Here is a 25,949-nt window from a genome sequence, read left to right on the forward strand (position 1 = left end):
TTCAGAGGGTTGTCCAATAGGACCCACCCGGGAGTGCTGCGGCTTGGTAACTCCAGTCTCCTCGGTCCGGTCCGAATGGACAACCCTTGAAAGCTCACAACTAGAGCGGCGGACTTTCATGTGAGTCCATACCCTGCGGCTGCGAAGTAATTTCTGCATTCTGTTGGAGAGAAGAGATTGCAGATATCGCCAATGGCCTGCCACAGGGCGTCGATGGTTCTGATGGCCTTTGCGCGCAGGTGCGCCTTGAGCTTGGCGAATGCCCATTTCGATGGGATTGAGATCTGGGCTGTAGGGCGGCAGGAAGAGCAGCCATGCGCCTCTGGCCCGGATCGCTGCCTCGGCGGCCGGGCTCTTGTGGGCAGCGAGATTGTCGAGGATGACGACATCGCCCTTTGCCAGCGTCGGAGCGAGCTGCGTTTCGACATAGGTTTCGAAGATGCGCCGGTTCATCGGCATGTCGATACCAAAAGGGGCCGTGAGCCCATGACAGCGCAACCCGGCGATGAAGGTCTGCGTCTTCCAATGCCCGAACGGTGCCTTTGAGCGCAGCCGATGGCCCTTTAGGCAGCGGCCGCGCAGACGTGTCATCTTCGTAGTGGTCCCGGTTTCGTCGATGAACACCAGCCGATGTGGCTTAAGCCGCATCCGCGGCTGACGCCTGGTCTGCCACTCCTGCCGCGCCTTGCTGACGTCGGGACGATCTTGCTCGCTGGCCAGCAGCGTTTTTTTTTAGCGATAGCCATTCCTGATGAGCCAGCGCGAGATCGAGGCAGGAGCGACCTGGACGTCTGTAGCAGCGGCCAGTCGGCGGCAAGCTCCGGCATGGTGATGTCATCCTTCTCGGCCACAGGGCCAAGCAGGAACGCTCGATGCGGGTCGAGCTTGGAATGGCGGCGGCCACCGCTGGCCTTGGGCGCAAGGCTCTCGGTCTTTCGATAGTTCCTCATCAGGATCACGACAAACGAAACCGACACCCCAAAATGTGCCGCCGCCGCACGCCGCGAGTGGCCAGCCTCGACAAACCGCACAACACGTTCACGCAAATCGAGCGAATAGGGCTTGGGCATGGCAAATCACCTCCTACAGGAAGTGAATCATGAACCACGCCTCACTGGAATCCCTCGCGATTCAAACTGAACGTCCGACGCTCTAGCTCAGATAAGATCATTTAAAGACAAATGCTTACGCGGATACTCCATGCGACGGCTTCCGCACCGTTTCGGTTCCTCCCCATGCCAGTTTCGTCGACCAGATAAGCCCAACTCGGAAATCCTGCCCGGAATAGATCTATCCCTGACCGGTCAAGAGAGACTGACGTCTGCCCTGCGGCCGTTTTTCAAAGACGACAATGCTGTCATAGACACAGATCGCGTCTGTTGTGTGGGTGAAAGCACTCGCCGCGAGGACGCCGCGTGCGTGATGTGCGTTGATCTCGTCGAGCTTTCCCTTGGCGAATTCCATGAACGAACCTACCTTGCGCAGTCCGCCACCGTAATCATCCCAATAGCTTGTGTGTGTGTCCTCGACGAAATAGACCCCGTTCGGCTGTACGTGATGGTAGAGATGCTCGAATGTCGCGATGACATGATCCATCATGTGGCTTCCGTCATCGATGACGATGTCGATAGGGCCATACTTTTCAACGATCCGATCGAGAAGTTGCGGATCATCTTGACTCCCAATGAAGACCTCTATTCCATCGGATTCGTGTACCTTGCATGTAGGATCGATATCGATGCCAACAATTCGCGCACCCTCGCCGAAATATGCGCGCCACATCTCAAGAGAACCTCCCTTATAGACGCCGATTTCAACAACGATTGGCCGTTGGTTCCGGAACCGTTCGAAATGACGTTCATAAACGTCGAAATAGTGCAGCCATTTGTACATCTCCTTGCCACTGTTGTTCAAAAAGTACTTGTGCAAGAACCCGCTCACCGCAGTCTTCTCCTCAGCCTCGCAACTTGCCGCCGCCAGCTGCTTTGATTGTGACTGTCACGCCCTTTGCCGACGAGGTTGGCTCTGAGCCGCGCAAACACGGGCTCCCATTCATTTGCGACCATGCAAAGGGATTCGTCGAGGCTTGGCTGGATCTCAACAAATTCCATATTTGCGAAGCGTTTGACCGCATCGACGATCCATGAACGATCGTATTTGTCCTTACCAAAGCCGGATATGACGCTGAGGCCGGTCCAGGGCGCGGCAATGGTGAACACGTCGAGATCCGGGCGAAGCGTCTTGAGCGCTGGAACCAATTTCCACACATCGCCGGTGTGGAATTGCGTTGTTGGCGGCACCCTTTGCGTCGCGTCGTCTAGCGGCGCTGTGTCATGTACGAGCAGAACCGAACTGGCGTCGCAGTAGCGTTCAAGGTTCGCAAAATCGCGCAGCACCTGGACGAAGGTGTGTAGCCCGTCGATGAACCCGACACCAACCCGGCGGCTGCCAAGCAGCAGGTCTGCAGCGCCACGATCAAAGAAGGCGTCGCTCGTCTCAGGAAAAATGTGCGTCTCCGCGCCGAGCGCCACTGTGGCACGTGGATTTGGATCGATGCCTATTGCAAGGGACGGAGCCTTGATCTTGGAAAGCGATACGCCGTCATAGACCCCTATCTCAACCACGACAGCGGGCTTCAGTTCTGCGTAGAGACGCTCCAGCCAATCGTAGTAAGAGGGTCCCGACATCCGTATGCTGGCCAACCCGATATGGGCGTCCACGCTATCAGCGGCAAGCGCTAGCGCGTTGCGGTATTGAACTTCAGCCGTCTCGTTCGCACCGATGGCGCGGTGTGCATCGCCGATCGCCATAAAGTAGGTGGCATCTCGTGCGTGGCTGCTCCGTGAAAGAACGCCGGCGGACAAAAGAAGTCGCGACGCTGCAAGATCGGCGGGTGCATGGCTGCTTGCCAGGCGAACGATGTCTGCCGCCGCCTTGTAGTTTCCGCGCTCGAATTGGACATTGGCCAACGTGACGAGTGCCGCCGAAGTCCGGTTCGTTGGAGCGGGCTCGTCCGATGGCTTTAATTGCGCCCTGAAGCCGGCGGCCGTGGCCGGTGCGACGCCGTGCGGAGACGCAATCATGGCACGGGCAAAGTGCGGAAGCAGCGACGCAGGCAAGGTTCCCACGAACGCCGAGGGGATGTGTAGGAGAAGATCCCCTGGCCCTCTCAATGCATCCCGTTCGGCTTTCCAGAGGGGCCAGTTTTTTGGTTGCATCTCGACGCTTGCATTGGTAGAGACACCGCCGTGCAATTGGTGAAATGTTGCCTCTCCCAGCGTGAGGATGAGCCTTGCCTGCGGCAGCTTCATTGCACGTTCCAGAGTGTCGAGGTTGACGAGGCCACCTCCCGGATAGCTGAAGCGTTCGTCCACGCCATGGATGGCATGCCAGCTCTCCCGGTGCATGAAAAGGGCATTCGCTTCGGCTATAGGCGAAAACCACGGATCCACCGACGATTCATCCATCGTCCCGATCTCGAACAGCCGATATCCATCATCCGGCCATCGGATTGATTGCAAAAGCGAATCCTCGATGGCCCTTGTATAACCGTTCCCAGGCGCATTCACCTGGACATCACTTCCAAGATACCAGCCGGGCGCTGCCACGACCGCCGTTGGGGCCATATCCACGCCGATGCGTGCGAAATGCACCAAACCGGGCGTCACGATGCGCGCGCCGTCAATCATCATGCCGATTTTGTCACCCCTGGCCGCCTTGATTCCGCGGTTGACGGCGGCCGCTGGCGAAGGTGATGCATCATCGATGCGCAGCAGGCGAAAGTTCGGCCCATATTCCGCGACCAGGCTCTCGCTGATGGCCGGTGACGATCCGTTGTCGACGACAATGACCTCGTAGTCATCCGATGTCACGCCTTGCTGGTAGGGCGACGCAAGCGAAAGTAAAGTTCGGGGCAGTTCTCGGGGAATGTTGTACGCGACAACAACGACGGACACGTGGTTCTGTTTCATCGCGCTTCCGTGCTTAATTGCCGGTGACTGGCTTTTGCCACCAACCGCCGGTCCAGTCTATCTCGTGTACCTCGGCTTCGATGGCGTTGCATGCGCGATAGTCATCGACCGCCTGCCGGCATGGTGGATGCGCAAGGTCGTCGATGATCGCGAACCCGCCGGGCGACAACCTCGGATAAAGCGCCTCAAGGCTATCCATTGTCGACTCGTACATGTCGCCGTCCAGACGGATGAGAGCTAATGGACCCGCCACCCGCTCAGGCAAGGTGTCACCAAACAGGCCTTTGACGAAGACCACCTGGTCATCCAAAAGGTCGTAGGCGGCAAAGTTGGATTCAACCTGCGCCTGATCGATCGCCAATTGGCGGTATTCGTGTAGCCGGTCACCACTGTCGGCTGGAAAATTCCCGGCATCCGGCGGTGGCAAACCGTCGAACGAGTCGGCAACATAGATCTTCCTGTTCTTGACCTCATTGGCAGCCAACACTCCCCTCATGAGGATACAGCAGCCACCTCGCCAGACGCCGGTTTCGATGAGATCTCCTGGCACATTCTCATCGATGACTCGCTGGACAAGGTCACGCACATTCGTCAAGCGTTTTATGCCCGCCATGGAATGGGCAACCGCCGGCCAATCGCGGCCCAGGAGACGATCTTCGCGATTGAAGGGGGTCGTCTCTCCCATTTTCGAGGGATCGATCACCTGCGAAGCGGAGCCGTAAATCGTATTGGCAATGACCTTGATAAGAAGATCTGTATAGAGGCGGTTCATAGTCGACCCTTCAAGGCGTCACGTTTTTCGAATTGAATATGCTGTTGCGGACTTCGAGCCAAAGTGCAACTGAGCTACAGTCATTTTTTGCGACGGTCTAACCAATTGCCCGTGCAAGCGAGCTGCAACCCAGTAATCCAGGGAGCTACCCAATGCCAACCGCAGATCAAGCGATAGGCATGATCGAGACGCTCGACATTGCTATTTTCCAAGTCAAAACCGAGAGCACCCTCTGTGACCGAACGAGTTTCCTGCGCGTGCAGAACTTTGCTCGTTCGGTGCTCGGCCATTATGTCTACCTTGAGGTTGGTTCACATATCGGCGGTAGCCTGTTCCCACACCTGCTCGATCCAGCCTGCGAGGCTGCGATATCGGTCGACCCGCGACCCGCGACGCAGCCTGACGAGCGTGCACAGGTCTTTCACTATCCTGAAAACTCGGCGGCTCGGATGATCGCCGTGCTTTCGGATTGGGTTCCCCCCACCGAAATGGCTAAACTTATCACAGTTGACCTAGATGTCTCCGATGTGCGGCCCGAGGTGATCGAGCCCAGGGCCACGCTCGCGCTGATCGACGGAGAACACACGAACACGGCCTGTTTTTCGGACTTTGTCGGTGTTTTACCGCTTATGAAATCGGAGTGCATTATTTCCTTCCACGACGCCAACCTGATCGCGGACGCTATTGTCAATGCGGAACGCTTCCTCGATCATCTAGGTATCACCCATGAGACGGTGTTCCTGCCGGACACGGTGGCCGTTATGGGTCTCGGGAAGCTCGCATCTGCAGTCCAGAATCAGCTTCAGCCTCACGCATTGGATCGGCAGAGTTACTTGGACCGATCACAACGGCAGCTATGGTCTCATATAGCCAGCGTGCACTCGCCCAAAATCCATGCTGAACTTGAGCGCCTGCGTTCTGAGAATTCGCAGCAGGCCGAGGAAATTGAACGTGCGCAAAAGGCGAGCCTGGACGCACAGACCCGCCTGGACGCCTTGATATCTAGCACGACCTGGCGCGCATCCGCCCCGGCAAGGGCGCTGGTCGATTGCATCAAGCGCGGCTTTGCGCCCTGACATGATGGTCACATAAATACAAATAAAATCAATAATTTAATAATGATTTCATGCTCACGGTTTGCGTTTGCGTTTTGCCTCTGCGCGAACACAGAACCTTTAGCCTTTGGAAAGGGGAGATGTGGTTCTTCTCAGAGGCGCAGGCGGCGCGCTGGGGCGAATGAATGGATATCTTTGGCATCAAGGCACTGTTGATCTGCGCGCTGATCTTCATTCCGTTCGAGAACCTGTTTGCCGAGCGGCCGCAGAAGGTTTTCCGCAAGGGCCTGATCGTCGATCTGATCTACATGCTGTTCAACGGCTTCTTCATAAAGATGGCCATGGCCATGATGGCGGCCGGTGTCCTCGGCTTCGCTGCGATCCTTGTCCCGCAATCGATAACCCAAGCCGTCAGTGGCCAGCGCGTCTGGCTGCAGGTTGCGGAAATCATCCTGATCACCGATATCGGCGTCTATTGGGCACATAGGGCTTTCCATAAAATCCCCGCGCTTTGGAAATTCCACGCAGTTCACCACGGCATCGAGGAACTGGACTGGCTTGGGGCTTTCCACAATCACCCGGTCGACATCATTGTCACCAAAGCGATATCGCTGACGCCGGTCTATTTCCTTGGGTTTTCCGATGCCTCGATCGCCGTTTTTTCGATGATCTACTTCGGCCACACAATGCTTGTTCATTCAAACGTGCGGATTCCTTTCGGCGCCTTGAAGTGGCTGATCGCCAGCCCGCAGTTCCATCGCTGGCACCATGCCAACCAGCGCGAAGCCTATGACAAGAATTTCGCCGGGCAGCTGCCTTTCCTCGACGTCATGTTCGGCACCTATAATGCCACCGGGGACAAAGTGCCGGAGAAGTACGGCGTCGACGATCCAATCCCCTCGACCTATATCGGTCAGACCGGCTATCCGTTCCTTCCCCGCAGGAAGCTGTCGAACCGACAAGCGCCGCGCACCGAAGCCTGACATCGATGGGTTGTCACGTCAGGGCGCTTGTCAACTCGGGAAGCACAGGTAAAACTCGCGAGAGCGCAATGCCGCGCCAGCGGTTATTGCGGGTTTTTCCCGTTTGCCTTGAGACCTTTCAGCATGGAATACCACGACGGCGACCTTCAGAAATTCGAAGCGTATGGCGCTGCCCCTCTTCCGGCCGCAAGTAACGAAGGCCAGGTGGAGCACGAAGGTGCGGAAATCTGGTACGCGACTTATGGGACAGGCTCTCCCGTGATTTTGTTGCATGGCGGCCTCGGCCACAGCGGCAATTGGGGATTCCAGGTTCCGGCATTGGTCGGGGCCGGCCACCGCGTCGTGGTGATCGACAGCCGGGGCCACGGGCGCAGCACGCGCGATGAGCGGCCGTGCAAATACGAACTGATGGCCTCCGACGTTCTGGCCGTGATGGACCGTCTGGAGCTGAAGAAGGCGGCTGTGGTGGGCTGGAGCGACGGCGCATGCGTCGCTTTGATCCTAGGCATGATGGCCGCGGATCGCATCGCGGGTGTATTCTTCTTCGGCTGCAACATGGATCCCAGCGGCACGAAGGAAATCGAGCCAAGCCCGGTTCTCGACCGGTGTTTCGGCCGGCACGTCAAGGACTATGCCGCATTGTCGGCTACGCCGGACCGGTTCGCTGCATTTGTTGATGCCGTAGGCCTGATGATGAAGACCGAACCCAACTATTCCGCGGCCGACCTGGCACAAATACGCGTGCCTGTGGCGATCGTTCAAAGCGAGCATGACGAGTTCATCAAACACGAGCACGCCGATTATCTCGCCCGCTGCATCCCGGCGTCCGAGCTGATCATCCTGTCCGGCGTAAGCCATTTTGCCCCGTTGCAGCGGCCTGAGCAATTCAACAGCGTTCTGCTGGCTTTCCTCGAAAAAGTTCATTCTTGAGGACGCAGGACGCTGCATTTCCAGCCCGGGTGCTGGCGACGTGGCGTTGGACGATCGCACCGCGGGAGGCTTTTCGCGTCGAATCGGCTAGACCTTCGCGGCATGAACGAGACGTCACTCTATGCGCCGGTGAAGCTGTTCCTCGAAAGCCTCGACTTTGTCGTCAAAGGCGAGATCGGCGGCTGCGACATCGTCGCACTGCGCGAGGGTGAGCCGCCCGTCGTCGTCATCTGCGAACTGAAGCTGCAGTTCAATCTCGAGCTGGTGCTGCAAGGTGTCGATCGTGCTGCGGCCTGCGACGAGGTCTGGCTGGCCGCGCGCATGTCGGCCCGGGGCAAGGGCCGCGAAAGCGATGCACGGTTTCGCAATCTCTGCCGCCGCCTTGGCTTCGGCCTGCTTGGCGTGACCGCGACCGACCGCGTTGAAGTGCTTCTCAGTCCGATCGCGCAGGCGCCGCGCAAGAATGCGCGCCGGCGCTCCCGCCTGGTCGACGAGCACCAGCGCCGTCGCGGCGATCCCGTTGCGGGAGGGGGATCGCGCAATCCGATCATGACGGCCTACCGGCAAAGCGCCCTCGCCTGCGCTGCCGCCATGGTGGACGGACCCAAGCGGCCGCGCGACCTGAAGGCGCTGACGCCGATCGCGCCGAAAATCCTGCAGCACAATGTCTACGGCTGGTTCGCGCGCGTCGACCGCGGCCTCTACGATCTCACGGATGCCGGCCGTGCTTCGCTGGTCCGTTGGCCACAGGGCGCACGATGAATCCCGACACGCAATTTTGAACGCATCGAGCATTTGATTGATCATGCCTGCGGGGTCCAAGGTGGTCCCTTGGTTGATTCCTCCGACAAAATATGGTGCTTGTCCCGCCCATGAAGAAGCTCTGCATGATCGCCTTGGCGTCTGTGACATTGAGTTTTCCGGCCAGCGCAATGGACAGTGCATTGCGCGCAGGCCTGTTGAAACTCGATCTCCAGACCCGTCTTGAACAGCGTTGTGACGCCGAAGTGCTCGACCGGATCACCCACGATGACCGCAAGTTCAAAGCCGATCGCGTCGTCGCCTACGCCTTCGCGACACCCGAGATGGACGCTGATGCAATCAAAAGCCCGGGCGCTGCGTTTCGGAGCAACGGGCAATGGTACCGGCTGAAATTCAAGTGCGAGACGGCGCCCGACCATATGGAAGTTTTGCAACTGCGCTACCGGATCGGCGACGAGATACCGGAAGCCGATTGGGCCAAATATAATCTCTACGATTGATTTGTGATCGGCCATGGTTTTGCCCAGCTATCGACGAGTGCCGCGGAGCCTCTGATCCAGATTTGACGTAACGATGCTTCGGTGATGTCGCCACGAGCGATCCCTTGACGCCAAGGGACCGCCAAGTTAGGCCCTCGGGATAATCGAGGATCACTCGGCAAATCAGCAAGGGCTTCCGGTCGATGGACATTTTCAGCGCTGCCAGCCTGACGGCCCTGCTGCAGGTCATAGCCATCGACCTTGTGCTTGCCGGCGACAATGCGATCGTCATCGGCCTCGCCGCAGCCGGCCTGCCGGCCGAACAACGCAAGAATGCGATCCTCATCGGTGTGCTGGCGGCAACCGTGCTGCGCATCGGTTTTGCCGCGGTTACCGTCAAACTGCTGGCGATCGTAGGTCTGCTGCTGGCCGGCGGTATCCTGCTGCTGTGGGTCTGCTGGAAGATGTACCGCGAGCTGCGCACATCCCAAGCCGATGAGCTGGAAGCGACCGAGGCGCTGTCGAACCTCGATCTCAACAGCGACAAGGCGGTGGCCGGAAAGGCGAAGCGCAAGACGCTCGGCCAGGCAGCCTTGCAGATTGTCGTCGCCGACGTGTCGATGTCGCTCGACAATGTGCTGGCGGTCGCGGGTGCTGCGCGCGACCATTTCCCTGTGCTGGTCATAGGTCTCGTGCTGTCGATCGCGCTGATGGGCCTCGCCGCGACTTTCATTGCCAAGCTGCTGCATCGCCACCGCTGGATCGCCTATGTCGGCCTGTTGATCATCCTCTATGTGGCGGTGGACATGGTCTATCGCGGGGCGGTGGAAGTCTGGCCGCATATAAACGGCGCGGTCAGCTGAGGCGGCTGTCCGCCGCGTCTTCGACCGAAAGCTCCGCAGTGCAAACGCCGTGCGTTTTGCCGCATCGCAGGCGTGCCCATACCATTGCCGTAATAAGTGTGGTACTGCGCCGGCAATCCTGAAAGCCCGGAAAACCTATATGTCCGCTCCCCGCGTGAGTTTTGTCAGTCTTGGATGCCCGAAGGCGCTGGTGGATTCGGAGCGTATCATCACGCGCTTGCGCGCCGAAGGCTACGAGATCGCACGCAAGCATGACGGTGCCGACCTTGTCGTCGTCAACACTTGCGGGTTTCTCGATTCCGCCCGCGACGAGTCGCTCAATGCCATCGGCTCAGCGCTTTCGGAAAACGGCAGGGTCATCGTCACCGGCTGCCTCGGTGCCGAGCCCGACGTCATTCGCGAGAAGCACCCCAATGTGCTGGCGATAACCGGACCGCAGGCCTATGAGAGCGTCATGGCCGCCGTGCATGAGGCCTCGCCGCCTTCGCACGACCCCTACATCGATCTCTTGCCGCCGCAAGGCGTCAAGCTGACGCCGCGCCACTACGCCTATCTCAAGATTTCCGAAGGCTGCAACAACCGCTGCACCTTCTGCATCATTCCCGCGTTGCGTGGCGACCTCGTCTCGCGGCCGGCGGCCGATGTGCTGCGCGAAGCCGAGAAACTGGCCAAGGCCGGCGTCAAGGAACTCCTGGTCATCTCGCAGGACACCAGCGCCTACGGCATCGACATCAAGTACCAGGCCAGCATGTTCGGCGACCGCGAAGTGCGCGCTAAGTTCCTCGACCTTTCCGAGGAACTGGGCAAGCTCGGCATCTGGGTGCGCATGCACTATGTCTACCCCTACCCGCATGTCGCCGACGTCATCCCGCTGATGGCCGATGGCAAGATCCTCCCCTATCTCGATATTCCGTTCCAGCACGCTTCGCCGCAGGTGCTGAAGAACATGCGCCGGCCGGCACATGGCGAAAAGACGCTGGAGCGCATCCGCGGCTGGCGCGAGATCTGCCCGGATCTCGCCATCCGCTCGACCTTCATCGTCGGCTTTCCCGGCGAGACCGACGACGATTTCCAGATGCTGCTTGACTGGCTCGACGAGGCCAAGATCGATCGCGCCGGCTGCTTCAAATACGAGCCGGTCCGGGGCGCCCGCTCCAACGAGCTCGGCCTCGAACAGGTCCCGCAGGAAATCAAGGAGGCGCGCTGGCACCGCTTCATGCAGCGCCAGCAGAAGATTTCAGCGGCGCAGCTAGCCAAAAAGGTCGGCAAGCGCTTGCCGGTGCTGATCGACGAGGCGCACGGCACATCGGCGAAGGGCCGCACCAAATACGACGCGCCCGAGATCGACGGCTCCGTGCACATCCAGTCGCGCCGTCCGCTGCGTCAAGGTGACATCGTCACCGTCAAGATCGACCGCGCCGATGCTTATGACCTCTATGGTTCGGCGGTTTGACGGGCGCTATTTACTACATCCGGCGATAGTTGGGGCCCTTAACCCGTCCAACCGCGATCCGCAGTAGAGTTTCCGTACTATAAATACGGAACGCGGATGGACGCCAAACCTTCGGGGCAGGATTATATCGCGACGCTGGACCTGCTCAGGCTGGCGGCAGCACTTGCTGTCGTGCTCTTTCACTATTTCTTTCGCGGCGCGGCCGCCGAAGGCTTTCTTGCCGAGGGTTATCCGCTTGCAGCGCCGTTCGCCCTCTACGGCTATCTCGGCGTCAATCTGTTCTTTCTGATCAGCGGTTTCGTCATTGCCTGGTCGGCGGAAAACCGCAGATGGGGCGAGTTTGCGGTCGCACGTTTCGTTCGCCTTTATCCTGGCTTCCTGCTCTGCATGACGCTCACCTTCACGATGGTCATCCTTGCCGGCACACCACTGATTCCAGCCTCTTTCAGTCAGTATGCCGCCAATCTGTCGATGTTCGCACCGGCCCTCGGCCAACCCTTCATGGACGGCGTGTATTGGTCGATTGTGCTTGAGCTGGTTTTCTACGGTTGGGTGACGCTGGCGCTTTTCACCGGGCTCTTCCAGAAACGCAAGCTAGAGCTGATTTTCGTCTGGCTGGCGGTGTCGGCGTTGAACGAGTTTTTCGTAGGCAGCGGCGCGGCAAGGCTGCTGTTCATCACCGAGTTCGGACCGTTCTTCGCCGCTGGCGTGGTGTTTCATCACATCCACGCACACGGCCGTTCACTACCGGCTTTGCTGCTGCTTGTCGCATCATTCCTGATGTCCTGCGGCACACTGTCGGTGACGCAGCGCTGGATGCAGGGCCACTACGGCATCGCAGTTACATCGGCCAATCTCGTCCTCGCCAATGTCGTCATGCACGCGGCCTTGATCGGCGCGGTGCTGTTGCGCAACCGTGTCAGGCCGTCGGCGCTCACCCTGGCGCTGGGCGGCCTGACCTACCCACTCTATCTGCTGCATCAGAAGATCGGTTATCTCGCGATCAATGCCGCTGCACCCCTGATCGGCAAATGGTTTGCCGCCCTCGGCTGCATCGCGCTCATGCTGGTTGTTTCATGGCTGATCTGGCGAACGTGCGAACGACCGGCTCAGCGGCTGCTCAGGATCTGGCTCGGCCTCGCGGTCGATCGGTTACGACGTGGCCGCGATATTCAAAGAGACGGGCTCCGGGACGAAGCTAGATCGTGTTGAGCGCAAAAAACTTCATGATTTTATTCCTGACTACGCATCCGAGATCGCCTCGAACTACCGGCTTTCCGATAATGAGTCTCTTGCACAAGCGAGACAGGAAATCGCATCTGACTTACCTGACGGCGTCGATACGACCGGGCACGTCTTGCTGTGCCTGGTCGATCCGACCGGAACCCCTGAAAGGCTTATTGGGTACCTATGGTACAAACAGGATCCGACGATGCGCGCGGCATTCATCAGTGATTTTCACATCTTTCCTGCCTATCAGGGTCAAGGCCTCGGTAAGCGGGCCTTAGAAGTTCTTGAAAACGACCTGAAACGCAAAGGTTTTCAACAAATAAAGCTCCGAGTGGCTGATGATAACAAACGCGCCAGGCATGTTTATGAAGCCACGGGCTTTCGGGTAACCGGAATCAACATGAGCAAACCGCTCGTGTCGAAGTGAACCCCATTTCGCCCCCTACCGGAACCGACCCCTTCTATGTCGGGCTCGCGAGATTTCGTCACACACAAGCCGGGGCACAACTTGCCGAATGAAAAAGGGCGCCTCGCGGCGCCCTCCTCATTTGTATCGCTCGCTGCTTACTGCGGCAGCTTGTCGTCGACACCCTTCACATAGAAGTTCATGCCGAGCAGCGTGCCGTCATCGGCGACTTCGCCATCCTTCAGCCACGGCGTGCCGTCCTGCTTGGCGATCGGTCCGGTGAAGGGGTTCCAGCCGCCGGCGATCTTCTTTTCGGTGGCTTCCGCCATCGCCTTCACGTCGTCGGGCATGTTGGTGAAAGGCGCGAGCTTGACCGCGCCATCCTTGATGCCGAGCCAGACATTGTCGGGCTTCCAGGTGCCGTCGAGGGCTGCCTGGACCCGGCTGATATAGTACGGACCCCATTCGTCGGTCAGCGCGGTAAGTTGCGCGTTCGGCGCGAACTTGATCATGTCGGAGGACTGGCCGAACCCGTGCAGCTTGCGCTCCTCGGCCACCTGCAGGGCAGCGGTCGAATCGGTGTGTTGGACGATGATGTCGGCGCCTTGGTCGAACAGCGCCTTGGCGGCATCGGCTTCCTTGCCCGGATCGAACCACGAGTTCACCCAGACGATCTTGGCCTTGAAGTTCGGGTTGATCGACTGTGCGCCGAGCATGAAGGAGTTGATGCCCATCACCACTTCGGGAATCGGGAATGAAACGATGTAACCGGCGACGCCGGACTTGGATTCCTTGGCGGCGATCTGGCCAAGCACATAGCGGCCTTCGTAGAACCGCGCATTGTAAATGCCGAGATTGTCGCCGGTCTTGTAGCCGGTCGCATGCTCGAACATCACCTTTGGGAATTTCTTGGCAACCTTCACTTCGGCGTCCATGAAGCCGAACGATGTGCCGAAGATCAGCTTGCAGCCTTCGCGCGCCAGACGCTCGAAAGCACGGTCGGCATCGGGGCCTTCGGAGACGTTTTCAAGGTAAGCGGTCTCGACCTTGTCGCCCAGCGCCTTCTCCACCTCGAGACGGCCCTGATCATGCTGGTAGGAATAGCCGAAGTCGCCGATAGGACCGGTATAGACCCAGCACGCCTTTAGCTTGTCCGCAGCCTCGGCGGTTGCCGCCAGCGATAGGGCGGCGGTCGTTGTCATCAGGGCAATAAGCAGTTTTTTCATTGTGTTACCTCTCTGAGTTAAGCCTTGGAGCTTCCCGTTTGTTTTTGTTGTCAACGATCCGGAACGAATGGCTGCCCCAAGGAAGCCGGCGTGTTCATCATCGTCAGACGCTTGTTGCGCGAGATTAGAACGAGAACCACGACGGTTGCCAGATAGGGCAGAGAAGAAAGCAGTTGAGACGGAAATGATTTTAGGAAAGCGATGACCTTGTAGATCACCCAGGGAGCATCGACGAAGTCTTGGAGGTTGATTGCCTGCACGTGAAGCTGGCCAACCCAAATGGCGCCGAAGATGTAGGCGCCGGCCAGCACCCGCCATGGCCGCCACGAGGCAAACACGACCAGTGCCAGCGCGATCCAACCGCGGCCGGCAGTCATATTCTCAACCCATTGCGGCGTGTAGACCAGCGACAGATGGCCGCCGGCGAGACCGGCGCAGGCGCCACCGAAGATGACGGAGAGATAGCGGTAGCGAATGACCTTGATACCAAGCGCATGCGCCGACGTATGGCTGTCGCCGATGGAGCGCAGTGTCAGCCCGGTCCGGGTCTTGAACAAGAACCACGTGACGGCAGCTGTGAGCGCAATCGAAATGTAAAAGATCGGGTCCTGGCCGAACAGCAATCGGCCTATCACCGGGATCGAGGTCAGGCCGGGAATGTCGAGGTTAGGCAGCCGTTCGCCGGGCTGACCGACGAAGCTCGTCCCCATCATGCCGGAGAGGCCGAGCCCGAGCAGCGTCAGCGACAAGCCGGTCGCCACCTGGTTGGTGGCCAGGGACAGCGTCATGACGGCAAACAGCAGCGAGAACACGGCGCCCATGGCGATTGCCGCCAGCAGCCCGATCCAGGGTGATCCCGTGAGATAACTGACGCCAAACCCGCCAACGGCGCCCATGATCATCATGCCTTCGACGCCCAGGTTGAGCACGCCGGAGCGCTCGACCACCAGTTCACCGATCGCTGCGATCAGCAGCGGCGTTGCCGCCGTGGCGATGGTCAGAAGGATGTTTACGGTGATGTCCATCAACGGGCTTCCTTCAGCTTGGGCTCCGGATCGAGTTTCGCGGCACCCTCCGGTTTTGTCAGCGCCAGGCCGATCAGGCGGATGCGGTAGTGGATGAGCGTGTCGCAGCCGAGCACGAAGAACAAAAGCATGCCCTGGAATACCCGCGCCACCTTGTCGGAGATGCCGAGTGCGCTCTGCACCGCTTCACCGCCGAGATAGGTCAGCGCCAGCACCAGGCCGGCGGCGACGATGCCGAGCGGGTTGAGGCGGCCGAGGAACGCCACGATGATGGCGGTGAAGCCGTAGCCGGGCGAAATGACAGGCTGCAGCTGGCCGATAGCACCCGAGACTTCCGAGATGCCGGCAAGCCCTGCCAACGCGCCCGACAGCAGGAAGGCGAAGAACACCATGCGTTTGAGGCCGAAGCCGGCGAAACGCCCTGCCCGCGGGCTTGACCCCAGCACGCGCACCTCGAAGCCCTTCAGCATGCGGCTCATCAGGATCCAGATCAGCACCGCGGCGACCAACGCGAAGACAAATCCCCAATTCGCCCGACCGGCGTCCGGCAGCAGTTCCGGCAATACGGCCGAGTCGCCGAACTGGATCGTCTGCGGGAAACCGTGGCCTTGCGGATCGCGCCAAGGACCGCGCACCAGCCAGTCGAGGAAAAGCTGGGCGACATAGACCAGCATCAGGCTGGTCAGGATCTCGTTGGTATTGAACCGGGTCTTCAGGAAGGCGGGGATCGCCGCATAGACCGCACCGCCGACCATGCCGAGCAAAAGCATCAGCGGCAGCACCAGCGGCCCTTCGAATTGCGGAAACAGCACCGGAATGATTGAGCCGAAGATGGCGCCGAAGATGAACTGTCCTTCGGCACCAATGTTCCAGACATTGGCCTTGTAGCAGACCGACAGGCCGACAGCGATCAGGATGAGCGGAGCCGCCTTGATCGCCAGCTCGTGCAATTGCCAGACCTGGCTGATCGGCTCGATGAAATAGATATTGAACGCGGTCAGCGGGTTGACGCCGAGCAGTGCGAACATGATGGCGCCGGCGATGATCGTCAGCGCGAAGGCGATGAACGGCGACAGGGCTGAAAACAGCGCCGAGCGCTGCGGGCGTTTGACGAGTTCGAGGCGCATCATGCCGTCTCCATCGTGTGTTCGGCGTGACCGGGTTCGGCGCCGCCCATCAGCAAGCCGACTTTCTCGAAGGTCGCTTCGGCGATCGGCATCGGCTTCGACAGCGCGCCATTGTGCATGACCGCGATCGCATCCGATATCTCGAACAGCTCGTCGAGATCCTGGCTGATCACCAGCACCGCCGATCCGCTGCGTGACAACTCGATCAAGGCTTGGCGGATGTGGGCGGCGGCACCTGCGTCGACGCCCCAGGTCGGCTGGTTCACGACCATGACGCTTGGCCGGCGGTCGAGTTCGCGGCCGACGATGAACTTCTGCAGATTGCCGCCCGAAAGTGCCGCCGCCTCCGGATCCGGCGCGCTCTTGCGCACGTCCATCGCCTCGATGATGCGTTGAGCGGCGGCGTAGATGGCCGCGCTGTCGACCATTCCGCCGCCGCCGACGAAGGCCTTGCCGTCGGTGGCATGGCGCGACAGCAGCAGGTTTTCCGAAAGCTTCATGCGCGGCGCGGCGCCGTGGCCGAGGCGTTCTTCCGGGACGAAAGCGGCGCCCAGCAGGCGCCGTCCGGTGATGGAGAGATTGCCTGCATTCTTGCCACGGATCCGCACCGAGGCGGCATCCTGCTGCAACACCTCGCCGGAGACGGATTCAAAGAACTCGCCCTGGCCGTTGCCGGCGACGCCCGCGATGCCGATCACCTCGCCGGCCCGGACATTCAGGTCGATGCCCTTGAGCGGGATCGAGAACGGCGTCGCCGGCTTGCGGCTGAGGTTGCGGATCTCGAGAAGTGGCTGTGCCGTGGCGATGCCCTCGACGGGTGCGCGCACCACCGCCTGCACCTCGTTCCCGACCATCATGCGCGCCAGGGATGAGGCGGTTTCCGCACGTGGGTTGCAGTGGCCGACGACCTTGCCGTGCCGCAGCACGGTGGCCCGGTCGCAGATGCGTTTGACCTCTTCGAGCCGGTGCGAAATGTAGAGGATGGATTTGCCTTCCGAACGCAGACGATCCAGCGTCTCGAACAGTTTGTCGGCTTCCTGCGGCGTCAGCACCGAAGTCGGCTCGTCAAGGATGATGAGCTGCGGCGTTTGCAGCAGGCAGCGGATGATCTCGATACGCTGGCGCTCGCCCACCGACAGGTCGCCGACCAGCGATTCAGGATCGAGCGGCAGGCCATAGCTGAAGGAAAGCGCCCTCGCCTTCGCCGCAATGCTGCTGATCGGCGAACCGTCGTCCAGCGATAGCGCAATGTTCTCGGCCGCGGTCAGCGCCTCGAACAGCGAAAAATGCTGGAACACCATGCCGATGCCGAGTTTCTTGGCCACGCCGGGGCTGGAAATCCTGACTGCCTGGCCGTTCCAGAAGATCTCGCCGGAATTGGGCTCCAGCGAACCGAACAGCATCTTGACCAGCGTCGACTTGCCGGCGCCGTTTTCGCCGAGCAAAGCGTGGATTTCACCCCTGGCGATGTCTAGATCGACATGATCGCACGCTGTCAGCGTGCCGAATATCTTGGTGAGGCCACGGACCTCGAGCAGGTTTGTGCCGTCCTGATTTGCACTCACAGTGCCTCCCATCTGGTTAGCCAGACATGTTCTGTGTTCCCGAAAGCATGGTAGGCGCGGCCGGCTCCCATCGGAAAGCGGCACGCGTCTTGAAAGAGCTTCAAGAATTTCAGCGGAAATTCAAGCAATAGCAAGGAAGAACGGACTAAGGGACTGTTTTGGCCGACAGAGTAGAGTTTGTAATCGGTCTCTAGGGAATGAGAATGGTCGTTCCTGTTGTCCTGCGGCCCTCGAGGTCGGAATGCGCCCTGCCCACGTCCTTGAGCGCGTAGCGCTGGTTGATCTTGATCTTGACGGCGCCACTGAGCACGACCTCGAACAAGGCTGCGGCGGAGGCTTCGAGGTCCTCGCGCTTTGCATTGTAGACGAACAGCGTCGGCCGGGTTGCGAACAGCGAGCCCTTCTGCGCCAGCAACGACATGCTGAATGGCGGGATCGGCCCCGAGGACTGGCCGAAGCTGACGAACATGCCAAGTGGCCTCAAACAGTCGAGCGAAGCCGGAAACGTGTCGTTGCCGACCGAATCGTAGACGACGTCGCACTTCCTGCCGTCGGTGATGGCGGCGACCCCGGCGACGAAATCCTGCTCCTTGTAGTTGATGACATGGTCGAAGCCGTGGTCCTTGGCGAGCTCGATCTTATCGGACGAACTGGCGGTGCCGATGACGGTCGCGCCGAGATATCTGGCCCATTGGCCGAGGATCAGCCCGACGCCGCCTGCCGCAGCATGGAACAGGATCGTGTCGCCCGCCTTCACCTTGAACGTCCGGCGCAGCAGATACTCAGCGGTCATGCCTTTCAGCATCATCGCGGCGGCCTGTTCGTCGCTGATGCCATCCGGCACCTTGACGACGCGGCTGGCGTCGATGACGCGCTCTTGCGTGTAGGCTCCCGTCGTCACGGCGTAGGCGATCCGGTCGCCGGGCTTCAGCCACTCGACGCCTTTGCCGACCCCCAGCACGACGCCGGCAGCTTCGCCGCCGGGAACAAGCGGGAACCCGCCGGGCGGCGGGTAAAGGCCGGAGCGATGATAGACATCGATGAAATTGAGGCCGATCGCCGTGTGCCGGATCAGGATCTGCCCTGCTCCGGGCTGGCCTGGATCGGCGTCCTCATAGGTCAGGACTTCCGGGCCACCATGGGCGTGAATGCGGATCGCTTTGGACATAGGCTGGGCTTCCTCTGGCTGATCAGGCCTTCTTGGCACCGAGATTGGGAAAGAACTGCATGATGCCACCAATGCTGGCGAGGTAAAGCCCCGTGATGGTGATGCCGATCTTGGTGAAGGTGCCGACTTGTTCTCCCAGCACGCCGATCTGATCGTAGAAGGCGGCGAGTGCCGCCTGTGCAAGGGCAAGCGCGCCGAAAGCACACCATAAGAGGGTCATCGCAAGGTTGATACGGCGCAGCCGCACCACCCGCACCGGATGGATGAAGTTGATCGGGACGAAAGTCAGAATGCCGGCCACCACCACCACCGCGAACGAAACCCATTGTCCGGGCTCGATGACGAACAGCGTGAACACCACCATGTTCCAGACCACGGGGAATCCCTTGAAGAAATTCTCCTTCGTCTTCATGCCGGTGTCGGCATAATAGATGGCGCTGGAGACGACGATGATCGCCGCCGACAGGAACGACAGGCCCTCGCCCATGAAGCCTCGCTGATACAGCGCGAAGGCCGGGATCAGGACATAGGTCACGTAGTCGATGATGTTGTCGAGCAGTTCGCCCGACCATGTAGGCAGGATTTCCTTGACCTCGAGCTTGCGCGCGATCGGCCCATCGATGCCGTCGACGAACAGCGCCAGCCCGAGCCACCAGAACATCGCGGTCCAGCGCTCTTCGCTTGCCGCCACCAGCGACAGGAAAGCCAGGAACGAGCCCGACGCGGTCAAGAGATGGACGGAGAACGCCCTCGCCTGCGGCCAGGTGACTTTCTTCTTCGGCCGCGGAATCCGGTCGGTGATCTTTTTGGCGGCTTTCCGGGCCGTTGTGTTCTTGCTCACGGGCCCCGCCAATCCAGCTTGCAGATTTCGGCCGAACGGCCGGCAAAATTCCAGTTGCGGCCGAAGGCCCGCATCTTGCTCTTGTCTGACCTGGCGACGATGATCTCGGGCGCGATCCAGTATTCCGAGTTGCTGATCACCGTATCCTTGTCACGATCCTTGCCGGGGACCGGTGTCACCGCACCGTCGATGATCTTCGGTATCTGGAAGATACGCGTCTTGTCACGCGTCTCATAGGTGATAGGCACTTGCTCGACGCCGAGGAATTTGCCGACGAGGATGGAGAGCAGCGATGTGGTTCCGCCTGCCTTGCCGGTGAAGATCTTCGTCAGCCCCTTGACCGCATAGACTGAGGCACGCTTGTCGATGAACAGGCCGGCGGTCCAGTTGCCGCGGCTCATGTAACCTGGGATTTCCATGACCAGCCCAAGATTGAGGCCGGATAGGTCGACGTCCCCGAAATGGCCGGCATCGATGCGAAACCCCGCCCAGGTCTGACAATAGCCTTCGGTCGGCGGATGATTGCCGAGCGACAACACGCAAGGGCAAAAAACCGTGCAATTACAGGAGAGTACAAGCTCTCCTTTCATCGCCCAGTCCTGATCTGCCATTGATTTTCCCCCACTCAGAGTGAGACTACTAGCAGCGCGGCTGCCCAGACAAGCAGTATCGCACCGGCCAGCCGGGTTGGAACCCTGCTCGCTGTTTGTTTTTCGATCAGGGTGAACAGCCCGATCAACGCCATCCAGAAGACGTTCATGACGCCGACAGCGAACATCACCATCATCAGCGCCCAGCAGCAGCCGAGGCACCAGAGGCCTTGCTTGACCCCAAGCCGGAAGATGCCGACCGGCCTTGCGCTCCAGTTCGCGAAAAGGATCGAGAACGGGTTCTTGCACTTTGTCAGGCAGGCTTCTTTCAAGCCGCTGAACTGATAGAGGCCGGCAGTCAGAAGCGCCAGCGCACCGGCAATGCCGACGACCGGGACCAGCAACCCGTCTGGCGAGCCGAATGCGTGGGCGGCCAAGGTCGGTGCGGCGAACGTCACAGAGGCGCCGAGCCAGACACTGAGGTAGCCGGCGACCAGCACCAGCGGATGGACGGCCGGCTCGCCCTTGATGCGTGCCGTATCGGCGATTTCGCAGTAAGTCCGGATCATCGGCGCGGCTGAAGGCAGCATCGTCGCGATCGCCATCAGGAACCACATCGAAACGAGCCCACCGGCCTGCAGGCCGAGGCTTGCATCCAGCGGCGCCGGCGACAGGCAAAGCGCAAAGAACCGTTCCAGGAAATCGGGCAGCGGCGGTTGCGGCAGCTTGCGCAGGATCGTGTCGCCGGGGGCGCTGACGCCTGCAAATCCGCCTTCGGCGCCGCGGATTGCCATCGCGGCAAGCAATAGCCAGGCAAGCAGGATACAAGCGCCGACGACGACGTTTGCCGTGACCCGAGGATTGCGCGCAATGGTGGCCATTGCGCGGCCGGCGCGATCGAGGTGGCTGAAGTCGTCCTGCTGGCCGATCATGTCATCCGAATGGGCCGAATCGCCGCGTTGATCAAGCGGCATGATCTGCCCTATATGCTCATCGACGGGCAGGCCGGGTGGCCGCCTCGCATTGCAAGCCGGAAGCCGATCTTGGAGCATGAGCGAACTGCGCGGATACTGGTTGCTGGCACGGGGCCGGCCGGACTGATCGCGGCGCTTGGTTTGGCCGCTGCCGGTTTCCCGGTGACGCTGGTCGGGCCCGAGGCCTCTGCCCCCGATGGCCGCACGACGGCGCTGATGAACCCTGCCGTGAAAATGCTTGAGCGGCTGGGCGTGCTCGAAGGGATCAAGTCCAAGGCGGCGCCCTTGAAAGTGATGCGCATCGTCGACGCGACCAGTCGGTTGATCCGCAGTCCGGTCGTCACCTTCCGCGCCAGCGAGATAGACGAGGATCAGTTCGGCCTGAACCTGCCCAACAGTGTGCTCAATCCGGCGCTCGCCAGAGCCGTTGCCGCGCATGCCGGCATCGAATGGCGACGGTCCATGGTGGCCAACTGGCACCTCGACGCCGAACACGCCCGTGCCGTTCTGGCCGATGGCAGCACGGTGGACGCATCGCTTGGGGTGGCAGCCGACGGGCGCTTGTCGCCGGCGCGCCAGGCTGCCGGCATCTCGACCTCGGCTCGCTCCTATCCGCAGGCAGCCCTTGTCCTCAATTTCCGTCACAATGGCGACCATGCCTTCACCTCGACGGAATTCCACACCGAGACCGGTCCGTTCACTCAGGTCCCGCTTCCCGGCAATCGCTCAAGTCTGGTCTGGGTGGTGAAACCCGAGACCGCGGCCGAACTCGCGGCGTTGGACGATGCGACGCTTTCGATGCGGATCGAACAGCAGATGCAGTCGATGCTGGGTCGGGTGACGGTCGAGCCGGGCCGGCAGATCTACCCGCTTTCGGCTGTGACGCCGCTGCGTTTTGCGCGAAACCGGATAGCGTTGATCGGCGAAGCCGCCCACGTGTTTCCCCCGATCGGCGCGCAGGGCCTCAATCTCGGTATCAGGGATGTCGAAGATCTAATTGGAATCGCGTGTGAAAATCGTAGTGACCCGGGAGCTGCCAAGGCCCTGGCGGCATATGATTTTAAGCGTCGGCCCGATATTCTGGCGCGCAGCAGCGCGGTCAATCTGCTCAACATGTCGCTGCTTTCCGGCATGCTGCCGGCACAGATGGCCCGCGTTGCCGGGCTCGGCGCGCTTGGCGGCTTCGCGCCGCTCCGCGCTTTTTTCATGCGCGAGGGACTTCGTCCCGGCAGCGGCTTTGCGGCGCTGGCCGGCGGCCGGCGAAGGCCGGCACGCTGACAGCGATCTTCCCGTTTCCGACAAGCTGCGTCATCGACGATCGTCGACATCGGCCGCATGCGGTAAAACCTTTGCGCCTCGTCTTGCGTAGCTTCGGAGCGCGCTGAAGCGCTTCGGGATTGAATTCAGGCCCAGTCTGCGCCAAATAAAGCCAAGGAATTCAGTGGTGAGTACGATGAAAACAGCCAAATTCGCAATCGGACAGGTGGTTCGCCACCGGCTGTTTCCATTCAGGGGCATCATTTTCGACGTCGATCCGCAATTCGCCAACACCGACGAATGGTACGAAGCCATTCCTGCCGACGTGCGGCCGCGCAAGGATCAGCCTTTCTACCATTTGCTCGCCGAGAATTCGGAGACTGAGTACGTCGCCTATGTCTCCGAACAGAATCTGCTCGAGGATCAGTCGGGGGAACCCGTCCGGCATCCACAGATCAAGGAGATGTTCGACAAGAAGCCGGATGGGGGCTACCAGCCGAAACGGCAGTCCAGGCATTAAGCGACGGTCATAAAAAAAGCGGGGCATGACCCCGCTTCTTTGTTTGGCCTGCGATATCGACCGGTCAGTTGGCGGTCTTCGCCTTGTCCTGCTCTTCCTTGAGCTTCTTGGCGAAATCCTGGTTGTTCTTGGCGACAAAATCCTGGAGCTTCTTCTGCCGGTCCTCGATATCCGACTGCTGCAGCGCCGGGCCGTCATAGGCGCCACTGAAGCCCTGCAGGGCGACCTTGATCGGGTTGGGCTGGTTCTGGAAATTGACGGAGGTCAGCGTAATCGCCTGGCCTTTCTTGAACGCGGCGACGAGCTGATCGGTCAGCGGCACTTCCGCCACGCAACGATCAGGAAAGCAGATTACATAGTCGAGCTTCTGCGCCTTGCCGGTATCGATCTGCAGGCCGATGCCGGGAGGCACCAGACGACCGGTCGGGACCGTGACCTGGAACACCTTGCGGTTCACCTTGCCCTTCAGTTCGATCAGGCTGACGCCGGTGACCAACTGGCCGTTGCCGGCGGTGGTGATGTTCTGGACATTGCAGATGTCGACGTCTTCCTGCTTGGTGCAGGCCTTGAACCAGCCTTGCGGAATCTGCTGTTGCTGCTGTGCGGAAGCAGCGGAAAGTCCTGCGCAGAGAAAGCCGACCACGCCAGCGGCCATGACCGACAGGCGGTACGCGTTGCTGTTCAGGCTCGTCATGTCGTGCACTTCCTCTCAAATGATCCCGGAACCGGCTTCTTCGTGCCGTGTGGTCCAGCTACCTGTTGCCGAAATGAGGCAACAGAATGACTTCGGAGGGCGTGTTACACTGCAAGCGGTGTCGAATCCAGCCCGATGTCAGCAATTGTTGAAAGCACGATTGGCCGGCGCGCAGCTGCGTCATGCTAGGGTGCGCACCGAATCATCAAGCCGACCCATTAAGGAGACGGTCATGGGCCGCGTTCTTGTTTGGCTGATCACCGCGATATCGTTTCTCGCACTTTCGCATCAGCCGGCCGCATCCGAGCCGAAGCACGCCATTGCCATGCAGGGCGAGCCAGCTCTGCCGCCCGACTACACGCATTTCAACTATGTCAATCCCGATGCGCCCAAAGGCGGCAACATCACCTCTTGCGTCGTCGGCAGCTTCGACAATCTCAACCCTTTCATCCTCAAGAGCCTGCGCACGACGGCGCGCGGCATGATGGATACGATCTATGGCAATCTGGTCTTCGAGCCGCTGATGCAGCGCAACTATGACGAGCCGTTTAGCCTTTACGGCCTGCTGGCCGACACCGCCGACATGGATCTCGAGCGCAAGAGCATCGAGTTCCACCTCAACCCGAAGGCCAAATGGTCCGATGGTGAGCCGGTGACGCCGGAAGATGTGCTGTTCAGCTATGACGTCTTTACGGAGAAAGGCCGCCCGCCTTACAGCGACCGCATGGCCAGGGTCGCCAAGCTCGAAAAGACCGGCGACCACAGCGTACGCTTCACCTTCAATGAGAAGGCCGATCGCGAATTCCCGCTGATCATCGCACTGACGCCGATTATCCCGAAGCACGCATTCGACAAGGAAACCTTCGACAAGACGACGCTGAAGCCGGTGATCGGCAGTGGTCCCTATACGATCGCGCAGGTGCAGCCCGGCCAGCGCATCGTCTTCAAGCGCAACCCGGATTACTGGGGCAAGGATGTCCCGGCCAAGCGCGGTTTCGACAATTACGACCAGATCACCATAGAGTATTTCCTCAACGCCAATGCCAAGCTCGAAGCGTTCAAGAAAGGGCTTTGCGCCATCGACGACGACGGCGATCCGGTAAAGCGCGAGCGCGATCTCGATTTTCCCGCGTTCCACAAGGGCGACGTGGTTGCCGAAACCTTCGACACCGGCATTCCGCCCGTGGTGACCGGTTTCCTGTTCAACACGAGGCTGCAGAAATTCGCCAACCCGGTCGTGCGGCGCGCGCTCGGCATGCTCTACGACTTCGAATGGGCCAACAAGAACCTGTTCGGCGGCAAATACACGCGCACGATGAGTTACTGGCAGAATTCCGAGCTCTCCGCGCTCGGCCATCCGGCCGACGACAGGGAGAAGTCGCTTCTGGCGCCCTATCCCGGCCGCGTGCCGGCCGATGTGATGGACGGCTCTTACCGGCCGCCGGTGACTGACGGATCCGGCCAGGATCGCCGCGTGTTGAAGGCAGCTTTCGACCTGCTGAAAGGCGCCGGCTACCACGTGCAGAATGGAACGATGCTCGATCCTGACGACAAACCTTTCGGCTTCGAGATCCTGACCGCTTCGCAGGATGAGGAGCGCCTCGCCGGCATCTACCAACGCACGCTGGAGAAGATCGGCGTCAATGTCACCATTCGCGGCCTCGACGGCGATCAGATCCAGTCTCGCAAGCAGCGCTTCGATTTCGAGGTTCTGGTCGGTTCGAGCGGCTTCAACAATTCCCTGTCGCCCGGCATCGAACAGACCGGGCGTTGGAGTTCGGCCGCAGCCAGGACGGAAGGCTCGTTCAATCTTGCCGGCGTCGCCGATCCGGCGGTGGACGCGACAATCGAAGCGATGCTGCGCGCCCGCACGAAGGAGGATTATGTCGCCGCGGTTCGTGTTCTCGACCGGCTGCTGATATCCGGCAACTACATGGTGCCGATGCAGCACAACACGCAGCAATGGATTGCCTACTGGAACTACCTGGAACATCCGCGAAAGACGCCCATATTTGGGTATCAACTGCCGGCCTGGTGGCGCAAACCGAACTGAAATTC

At 60.2% G+C, this 25,949-nt stretch carries 24 protein-coding genes and 1 pseudogene; 12 read left to right on the forward strand and 13 right to left on the reverse strand.

Annotated features, from left to right (window positions below; translation table 11 throughout):
• Window positions 1–116: 116 nt before the first annotated feature.
• The 4 genes and pseudogenes from NKH57_RS22890 to NKH57_RS22905 form a co-directional block, all read right to left on the reverse strand.
• Window positions 117–1,070, reverse strand: a pseudogene (locus tag NKH57_RS22890) (IS630 family transposase).
• 220 nt (window positions 1,071–1,290) lie between these two features.
• Window positions 1,291–1,941: a class I SAM-dependent methyltransferase gene (locus NKH57_RS22895; RefSeq protein WP_032907009.1), complete on the reverse strand. Its 651-nt coding sequence runs from the start codon at window positions 1,939–1,941 to the stop codon at window positions 1,291–1,293.
• Entirely contained in the window at window positions 1,938–3,971 is a 2,034-nt protein-coding gene (locus NKH57_RS22900; protein WP_050589480.1) for a glycosyltransferase, read from the reverse strand. Before NKH57_RS22900 ends, NKH57_RS22895 begins: the two co-directional genes overlap by 4 nt.
• Before the next feature lie 13 nt (window positions 3,972–3,984).
• On the reverse strand, window positions 3,985–4,743 hold the full coding sequence (locus NKH57_RS22905) for a TylF/MycF/NovP-related O-methyltransferase (protein ID WP_023757820.1): 759 nt from the start codon (window positions 4,741–4,743) through the stop codon (window positions 3,985–3,987).
• A gap of 179 nt (window positions 4,744–4,922) precedes the next feature.
• Between NKH57_RS22905 and NKH57_RS22910 the strand changes: the two genes are divergently transcribed.
• From NKH57_RS22910 to NKH57_RS22950, 9 genes are all read left to right on the forward strand, one after another.
• Window positions 4,923–5,819 carry a class I SAM-dependent methyltransferase gene (locus NKH57_RS22910; protein ID WP_352947515.1) on the forward strand — a complete coding sequence of 299 codons (897 nt, stop codon included), beginning with the start codon at window positions 4,923–4,925 and terminating at the stop codon, window positions 5,817–5,819.
• Between the two features lie 164 nt (window positions 5,820–5,983).
• On the forward strand, window positions 5,984–6,781 hold the full coding sequence (locus NKH57_RS22915) for a sterol desaturase family protein (RefSeq protein ID WP_352947518.1): 798 nt from the start codon (window positions 5,984–5,986) through the stop codon (window positions 6,779–6,781).
• 123 nt (window positions 6,782–6,904) lie between these two features.
• The gene (locus NKH57_RS22920; RefSeq protein WP_352947520.1) at window positions 6,905–7,711 is read left to right on the forward strand and encodes an alpha/beta fold hydrolase; all 807 of its coding nucleotides are present in this window, start codon (window positions 6,905–6,907) and stop codon (window positions 7,709–7,711) included.
• Between the two features lie 102 nt (window positions 7,712–7,813).
• Window positions 7,814–8,473, forward strand: a complete 660-nt coding sequence (locus NKH57_RS22925) for a DUF2161 domain-containing phosphodiesterase (RefSeq protein WP_023757816.1) — start codon at window positions 7,814–7,816, stop codon at window positions 8,471–8,473.
• Window positions 8,474–8,565: 92 nt separating this feature from the next.
• Window positions 8,566–8,973, forward strand: a complete 408-nt coding sequence (locus NKH57_RS22930; protein WP_032907007.1) for a DUF930 domain-containing protein — start codon at window positions 8,566–8,568, stop codon at window positions 8,971–8,973.
• A gap of 182 nt (window positions 8,974–9,155) precedes the next feature.
• Entirely contained in the window at window positions 9,156–9,815 is a 660-nt protein-coding gene (locus tag NKH57_RS22935; RefSeq protein WP_023757814.1) for a TerC family protein, read from the forward strand.
• A gap of 139 nt (window positions 9,816–9,954) precedes the next feature.
• Entirely contained in the window at window positions 9,955–11,268 is a 1,314-nt protein-coding gene (rimO, locus tag NKH57_RS22940; RefSeq protein WP_023757813.1) for a 30S ribosomal protein S12 methylthiotransferase RimO, read from the forward strand.
• Between the two features lie 96 nt (window positions 11,269–11,364).
• A complete protein-coding gene (locus NKH57_RS22945) occupies window positions 11,365–12,480 on the forward strand; it encodes an acyltransferase family protein (RefSeq protein ID WP_023757812.1) in 1,116 nt (371 codons plus the stop codon).
• Window positions 12,428–12,925 carry a GNAT family N-acetyltransferase gene (locus tag NKH57_RS22950; RefSeq protein ID WP_352947524.1) on the forward strand — a complete coding sequence of 166 codons (498 nt, stop codon included), beginning with the start codon at window positions 12,428–12,430 and terminating at the stop codon, window positions 12,923–12,925. The genes NKH57_RS22945 and NKH57_RS22950 overlap by 53 nt, the downstream gene beginning before the upstream one ends.
• A gap of 137 nt (window positions 12,926–13,062) precedes the next feature.
• On the opposite strand, the gene NKH57_RS22955 is transcribed toward NKH57_RS22950, so the two are convergent.
• From NKH57_RS22955 to NKH57_RS22990, 8 genes are all read right to left on the reverse strand, one after another.
• Complete coding sequence (locus tag NKH57_RS22955) at window positions 13,063–14,130, reverse strand: BMP family ABC transporter substrate-binding protein (protein WP_023757810.1); 1,068 nt, start codon at window positions 14,128–14,130, stop codon at window positions 13,063–13,065.
• A gap of 50 nt (window positions 14,131–14,180) precedes the next feature.
• Window positions 14,181–15,155: an ABC transporter permease gene (locus NKH57_RS22960; RefSeq protein WP_031259678.1), complete on the reverse strand. Its 975-nt coding sequence runs from the start codon at window positions 15,153–15,155 to the stop codon at window positions 14,181–14,183.
• Entirely contained in the window at window positions 15,155–16,285 is a 1,131-nt protein-coding gene (locus tag NKH57_RS22965; protein WP_352947528.1) for an ABC transporter permease, read from the reverse strand. The genes NKH57_RS22960 and NKH57_RS22965 overlap by 1 nt, the downstream gene beginning before the upstream one ends.
• Window positions 16,282–17,859: an ABC transporter ATP-binding protein gene (locus tag NKH57_RS22970; RefSeq protein ID WP_352947530.1), complete on the reverse strand. Its 1,578-nt coding sequence runs from the start codon at window positions 17,857–17,859 to the stop codon at window positions 16,282–16,284. The genes NKH57_RS22965 and NKH57_RS22970 overlap by 4 nt, the downstream gene beginning before the upstream one ends.
• Before the next feature lie 178 nt (window positions 17,860–18,037).
• The gene (locus NKH57_RS22975; RefSeq protein ID WP_352947533.1) at window positions 18,038–19,015 is read right to left on the reverse strand and encodes a quinone oxidoreductase family protein; all 978 of its coding nucleotides are present in this window, start codon (window positions 19,013–19,015) and stop codon (window positions 18,038–18,040) included.
• A 22-nt stretch (window positions 19,016–19,037) separates the two neighbouring features.
• Window positions 19,038–19,856 carry a phosphatidylcholine synthase gene (gene pcsA, locus NKH57_RS22980; RefSeq protein ID WP_023757805.1) on the reverse strand — a complete coding sequence of 273 codons (819 nt, stop codon included), beginning with the start codon at window positions 19,854–19,856 and terminating at the stop codon, window positions 19,038–19,040.
• Window positions 19,853–20,467, reverse strand: a complete 615-nt coding sequence (locus NKH57_RS22985; protein ID WP_352608695.1) for a DUF1326 domain-containing protein — start codon at window positions 20,465–20,467, stop codon at window positions 19,853–19,855. Before NKH57_RS22985 ends, pcsA begins: the two co-directional genes overlap by 4 nt.
• A 14-nt stretch (window positions 20,468–20,481) precedes the next feature.
• The gene (locus NKH57_RS22990; protein ID WP_352947536.1) at window positions 20,482–21,420 is read right to left on the reverse strand and encodes a DUF2182 domain-containing protein; all 939 of its coding nucleotides are present in this window, start codon (window positions 21,418–21,420) and stop codon (window positions 20,482–20,484) included.
• Window positions 21,421–21,489: 69 nt separating this feature from the next.
• Between NKH57_RS22990 and NKH57_RS22995 the strand changes: the two genes are divergently transcribed.
• Both NKH57_RS22995 and hspQ read left to right on the forward strand, forming a co-directional pair.
• Window positions 21,490–22,698, forward strand: coding sequence for a UbiH/UbiF family hydroxylase (locus tag NKH57_RS22995; protein ID WP_352947539.1), 1,209 nt, complete (start codon window positions 21,490–21,492; stop codon window positions 22,696–22,698).
• Window positions 22,699–22,873: 175 nt separating this feature from the next.
• Window positions 22,874–23,197: a heat shock protein HspQ gene (gene hspQ / locus NKH57_RS23000; protein WP_023757801.1), complete on the forward strand. Its 324-nt coding sequence runs from the start codon at window positions 22,874–22,876 to the stop codon at window positions 23,195–23,197.
• A gap of 64 nt (window positions 23,198–23,261) precedes the next feature.
• Here the strand turns inward: hspQ and NKH57_RS23005 are convergent, their stop codons facing one another.
• A complete protein-coding gene (locus tag NKH57_RS23005; RefSeq protein WP_023757800.1) occupies window positions 23,262–23,891 on the reverse strand; it encodes an invasion associated locus B family protein in 630 nt (209 codons plus the stop codon).
• 232 nt (window positions 23,892–24,123) lie between these two features.
• On the opposite strand from NKH57_RS23005, the gene NKH57_RS23010 reads away from it, so the two are divergent.
• Window positions 24,124–25,944 (forward strand): extracellular solute-binding protein, encoded by a 1,821-nt coding sequence (locus NKH57_RS23010; protein ID WP_352947542.1) that lies wholly within the window; start codon window positions 24,124–24,126, stop codon window positions 25,942–25,944.
• The last annotated feature ends 5 nt before the right edge of the window (window positions 25,945–25,949 follow it).

This window comes from Mesorhizobium sp. M1050 (genome assembly GCF_040318715.1).
Classification (GTDB): Bacteria; Pseudomonadota; Alphaproteobacteria; order Rhizobiales; family Rhizobiaceae; genus Mesorhizobium.